Origin of the sequence: Rhodococcus sp. 14-2470-1a (genome assembly GCF_002259425.1) — a bacterium.
In the GTDB taxonomy this organism is placed as follows: Bacteria; Actinomycetota; Actinomycetes; order Mycobacteriales; family Mycobacteriaceae; genus Rhodococcoides; species Rhodococcoides fascians_E.
Genome location: NZ_NPFZ01000061.1, coordinates 1 through 1,100 on the forward strand (window position 1 = coordinate 1; position 1,100 = coordinate 1,100).

Consider the following 1,100-nt stretch of genomic DNA (forward strand, 5'->3'; position numbering starts at 1 on the left):
GTACGCGATAGCTTCTATGCCATGGTCGACTCTGGGGTGTCGGTATCGAGGGCGAGCGCTGCACATGGCGTGGGCCGCAGGTCTGGTTATCGGTGGTTGGACGAGCGTGCCGGGATCGTCCGTGGTCGGGTGCGTGAATCGAGCGGGCCTGCTTTGGTGTTGGAGGATCGGGTCGAGATCGAACACGGTCTACGAAATGGCTTGTCCCGCAGACAGATCAGCGTCGAAATCGGACGTCATCATTCTGTCGTTGCCCGCGAGGTCACACGCAACTGCAACGCGGACGGCAGCTACCGAGCTGTCTCTGCGCAGCGCCGCGCCGATGCTGCGATGCGCCGTCCGAAAATGTCGAAGTTGGCCACCGACGGCGAGCTTCGAGGCGAGGTGATCAGGGGACTGAACAAGAAGTGGTCGCCGCAGCAGATTTCGCAGACACTGAAGCAGGATTTCCCCGACCGACCGGAGATGCAGGTGTCGCACGAAACGATCTACCAGGCGATTTACGTACTTCCGCGTGGTGGACTGAGGAAGGAGATAGGCGCAGCCCTGCGCACCGGTCGAGCATTTCGCAAACCGCACGGCCGAGTCGCCAAGTCGAAGAATGCTCGGCATATTCCTGACAAGGTCGGTATTGCCGAGCGGCCCGAGGAAGTTCTGGGGCGTACTGTTCCAGGGCATTGGGAGGGTGATCTGATCATGGGCAAGAACAACAAGTCCGCGATCGGAACGCTCGTCGAACGCACCACCCGGACGACACTGCTGTTGCATTTGCCCGACGGCCACGGCGCGGTGCAGGTCCGCGATGCGATGATCGAGGCGTTGCAATCGTTGCCTGACCTGCTGAAACGGTCGGTGACGTGGGATCAGGGTTTCGAGATGCGAGCCCACTCGGAGATCAGTGTGGCCACAGGAGTGGCGATCTACTTCGCTGATCCTCACTCGCCGTGGCAACGGGGAACGAACGAGAACACCAACGGGCTACTGCGCCAATATTTTCCGAAAGGCACCGACCTGTCGGTCCACTCCGCCGAAGATCTGCAGCGCGTTGCCCTGGAGCTGAACGAACGCCCCAGAGCAACGCTAGGCTACAGACCGCCGTT

At 61.0% G+C, this 1,100-nt stretch carries 1 protein-coding gene; it reads left to right on the top strand.

The window, feature by feature from the left end:
- Positions 1 to 21 precede the first annotated feature (21 nt).
- On the top strand, positions 22 to 1,100 hold a 1,079-nt coding region (locus CH292_RS27585), incomplete at its 3' end, for an IS30 family transposase (RefSeq protein WP_094656317.1).